Annotated in this window: 3 protein-coding genes and 1 pseudogene; 1 reads left to right on the forward strand and 3 read right to left on the reverse strand. The window is 61.9% G+C overall.

The features are described 5' to 3' along the window. From EN994_RS36215 to EN994_RS20825, 3 genes and pseudogenes are all read right to left on the reverse strand, one after another. A pseudogene (locus tag EN994_RS36215) lies at positions 1–177 on the reverse strand (ribonuclease D); the annotation flags it as partial. Positions 178–252: 75 nt separating this feature from the next. Then, a complete protein-coding gene (locus EN994_RS20820) occupies positions 253–1497 on the reverse strand; it encodes an MFS transporter (protein ID WP_063167752.1) in 1245 nt (414 codons plus the stop codon). 75 nt (positions 1498–1572) lie between these two features. Next, entirely contained in the window at positions 1573–1941 is a 369-nt protein-coding gene (locus EN994_RS20825; RefSeq protein WP_024504702.1) for a hypothetical protein, read from the reverse strand. A 194-nt stretch (positions 1942–2135) separates the two neighbouring features. Here EN994_RS20825 and aspS point away from each other — a divergent pair, with 194 nt between their 5' ends. Continuing rightward, entirely contained in the window at positions 2136–3926 is a 1791-nt protein-coding gene (aspS, locus tag EN994_RS20830) for an aspartate--tRNA ligase (RefSeq protein ID WP_063170205.1), read from the forward strand. Positions 3927–4103 lie beyond the last annotated feature (177 nt).

The raw sequence follows: 4103 nt of genomic DNA on the forward strand, positions 1-4103 counted from the left end.
ATCGGGAGCCAGCGGATCGATCAGTGCCGTCACGCCGGGAGCGGCCATCTGGATCAGGCACAGGATCGGCCAAAACGTCGTTTCTCGAATGAATTCGGTGTCGACAGTGACGAAATCCGACTTTTCGAAAGCGGCGAGAACGGTCTCGAGTTCTTTCTGGGTGGTGATGACGTGCATCAAATCGCTTTTGGCAGGAGTAAGGTCTTCCTAGATTTCAGCCGCCGGGGCTTTCGTCAAGCTTTGGCACCGCCATCATGAGGTTCCCGGACCGTCGGAATCGCCGTTTCTCCTGGCCAGCCGCGCGAAAACCGTCGAAGTGCGCAGGAGCGCAATGAAGCGGCCGCGCCTGCCCGCCGGCACGCCGGACCGAGCCTGCATGCGGTAGAGGATGACAGCGATGAAGATCGCATAGACCACCGCGCTGAATACAAACAGGGCGCCCGGTCCGAAATATTGCATCGCCGTCGAGGCGGCGAACGGGCCGCCGATCGCGCCGAAGGAATAGAACAGCATCAGCGCCGCGTTGATCAGCACGAACTCGCCGGTGTCGGCGCGATCGTTGGAGTGGGCCGCCGACAACGAATAGAGCGGCATGGCGAAACAGCCGAAGATGAAGACGAGGACGAAGTTGAGCAGCGGATTGCTACCGGCGATGAACACCAGCGCCAGCGCCGAAAGCATCGCGCAGCAGGTCGTCATCAGCAGCACCCGGCGCCGGTCCCAGCGGTCGGAGAGGTAGCCGAGCGGATACTGGATGATGGCGCCGCCGAAGATGCCGACGCTGACGAAGGTCACGACATCGGCGACCGACATGCCGATCTGCTCGGCATAGACCGGGGACAAGGTGCGAAAGGCGCTGTTGGTGACGCCGACGGCGATGCAGCCGAAGCAGCCCAGCGGCGAAATCCGCCAGACGCGCGCCAGGTCGAGCTTGACCTCTTCGGGTGGTGTCGGGTTGGAGCGGTCGCCGAGCGACACCGGCACCAGCGACAGCGTGATCATCATCGACATGATGGCGAAGATAGCGAAACCGCCAGCGCCGAAGATCGGGATCAGGAACTGGGCTGATGTCACCGAACCGATGTCGACCATCCGGTAGATCGCCAGCACGCGTGCCCGATCGTGATTGCTGACGCCGGAATTCAGCCAGCTTTCGACGATGGTGAACAGCCCGGCGAAGCAGAAGCCGCCGGCAAGACGCACCGCGCACCACATCACCGGATCGATGACCAGCACCAGGAGCAAGGTGCCGACTGAGGCGATTGCCGCCAGCGCCGAAAATGCCCTGATATGGCCGACCGCCTTCATGATGCGGGTGATGGCTAGGCAGCCGAGCAGGAAGCCGGCGAAGTAGAAGGTGCCCATCAGGCCTATGTCGGAAGCGGAAAACCCTTCCTGCGCGCCGCGCAGCGCGATCAGCGTGCTCTGCAGCCCATTGCCGCCGAGCAGGATGCCTGCGGCGAGAAGAAGCGGGATCATCGGGCGGATGGAGGACATGAAGAGGCGATCACGTGTCGGTGATCCCTTCTTGGACCATCGCCCTGGCCAACGCCAGCAGCAATTCCCGGCAAACTACAGCGAGGATATGTCCAACTCTTCGTGGAAGGTCCAAACGCTTATGAACGGGCCGTCGTTTAGGTTCTTGCTATAGATCGTCATGATCACCTGTTGCCGTTGATCGTCGCGCGGAGGCAACTGACCGGTGATGAGCCGGAAACCGTCGGGATCTACGCCAACAGCGAATTGCTGTTCCGGGTCGATACGATCGTAGTCGATTATGAGCCGCGATCCGTCGAACTGCTCCCGCATCGATTCGTCGTTCGGAAAGTCACCATCGGAGAGGGCTTTGAACCGCGCCCAATCGTCTATGCGAGCCGCGTCAAGCAGGTTGACGATGCGGCTGCGCTCTTGAGGTGTCAGAAAGAGCTTCTGGTTTTGCATATCCTGATCTCATTTGCCGTAAACGTAGCGGTAGAGGATATCGCTATCCATTGTGCCGCCCAAGTTTACAACGGATGTCCTGTCGAAGCCGCTTGCCTTGACAAATCCGGCCTCCCATGCGCTTTTCGCGCAAATTTTGAGGCCGGGCTTGATGCTTGGCCTGCAACCCAGCACCCCGGACTTTACCAATGACAATGCACCGTTACCGCAGCCATACCTGTGCCCAGTTGAGGAAGAGCGACGTCGGCTCGACCGTTCGCCTGTCCGGCTGGGTGCATCGCGTGCGCGATCATGGCGGCCTGCTCTTCATCGACCTGCGCGACAATTATGGCCTGACCCAGATCGTCGCCGATCCGGATTCGCCTGCCTTCAAGGTCGCCGAGACCGTGCGCGGCGAGTGGGTCATCCGCGTCGACGGCGAGGTCAAGGCGCGCTTGCCCGAGACCACCAACGCCAATCTGCCGACCGGCGAGATCGAGATCTTCGCCCGCGAGATCGAGGTGCTGTCGGCGGCCAAGGAATTGCCGCTGCCGGTGTTCGGCGAGCCTGACTATCCCGAGGATATCAGGCTGAAATACCGTTTTCTCGACCTGCGCCGCGAGACGCTGCACAAGAACATCATTGCGCGGACAAAAATCATCGCCGAAATGCGCAAGCGCATGGGCGAGGTCGGCTTCACCGAATTCTCGACGCCGATCCTGACCGCGTCGTCGCCGGAAGGCGCGCGCGACTTCCTGGTGCCGTCGCGCATCCATCCCGGCACCTTCTATGCGCTGCCGCAGGCGCCGCAGCAGTATAAGCAGCTGATCATGGTGTCGGGCTTCGACCGCTATTTCCAGATCGCGCCCTGCTTCCGCGACGAGGACCCGCGTGCCGATCGCCTGCCCGGCGAATTCTACCAGCTCGACCTCGAAATGAGCTTCGTCGAGCAGGACGACGTGCTGTCGACCATGGAACCTGTCATGCGCGGGGTCTTCGAGACCTTCGCCAACGGCAAGCCGGTGACGCAGAATTTCCAGCGCATTCCCTATGATGTGGCCATGCGCAAATACGGCTCCGACAAGCCGGACCTGCGCAACCCGATCGAGATGCAGGCCGTCTCCGATCATTTTCGCGATTCCGGCTTCAAGGTGTTCGCCAACATCCTGGCCAGCGACCCGAAGGCCGAAGTGTGGGGCATTCCCGCCAAGACCGGCGGCAGCCGCGCCTTCTGCGACCGCATGAATTCCTGGGCGCAGGGCGAGGGCCAGCCGGGGCTGGGCTATATCTTCTGGCGCAAGGAGGGCGACAAGCTCGAAGGCGCCGGTCCGCTCGCCAAGAACATCGGCGAGGAGCGCACCGAGGCGATCCGCCTTCAGCTCGGCCTTGCCGATGGCGACGCCGCCTTCTTCGTTGCCGGCGACCCGAAGAAGTTCGTCTCCTTCGCGGGGGCTGCGCGCACCCGTGCCGGCGAGGAGCTGAACCTTGTCGACCGCGAGCGTTTCGAGCTGTGCTGGATCGTCGACTTCCCGTTCTTCGAGTGGAACGAGGAAGAGAAGAAGATCGACTTCGCCCACAACCCGTTCTCGATGCCGCAAGGTGGCATCGATGCGCTGAATGGCGAGGACCTGCTCGGCATCAAGGCGTTCCAGTACGACATGGTCTGCAACGGTTTCGAGATCGCCTCAGGCGGTATCCGCAACCATCTGCCCGAAACCATGGTCAAGGCGTTCGAGACGGTAGGGCTGGACCGCGCCACGGTCGAGGAGCGCTTCGGCGGCCTCTATCGTGCCTTCCAGTATGGCGCACCGCCGCATGGCGGCATGGCCGCCGGCGTCGACCGCGTCGTCATGCTGCTGCTCGGCGCCAAGAACCTGCGTGAGATCACCATGTTCCCGATGAACCAGCAGGCCTATGATCTGTTGATGAATGCACCCTCGGAAGCGAGCCCGCAGCAGCTTCGCGACCTGGCGCTGCGCGTTGCCGTGCCCAAGAAGGACGCCTGATCGCGCGCTTTGGGCGATGCTTTAAAGAACCGCCCGAACCGATTCTTTCGATTCGCTAATCCCAAGAAAAAGCCCGGCATCGCTGCCGGGCTTTTCGCATAGCGAGATCGCTTCGATCAGTCTTCGTTGGCCTTGACGGTGACACCGAGCGTCTTGGGCAGATCGAGCGGGTTGGAC

Origin of the sequence: Mesorhizobium sp. M7A.F.Ca.CA.002.09.1.1 (assembly GCF_003998555.1) — a bacterium.
GTDB lineage: Bacteria > Pseudomonadota > Alphaproteobacteria > Rhizobiales > Rhizobiaceae > Mesorhizobium > Mesorhizobium ciceri.

Coding starts and splice junctions, on each gene's coding strand:
- aspS (WP_063170205.1), top strand. CDS start 2,136: ATGCACCGTTACCGCAGCCATACCTGTGCCCAGTTGAGGAAGAGCGAC.
- EN994_RS20820 (WP_063167752.1), bottom strand. CDS start 1,497: ATGTCCTCCATCCGCCCGATGATCCCGCTTCTTCTCGCCGCAGGCATC.
- EN994_RS20825 (WP_024504702.1), bottom strand. CDS start 1,941: ATGCAAAACCAGAAGCTCTTTCTGACACCTCAAGAGCGCAGCCGCATC.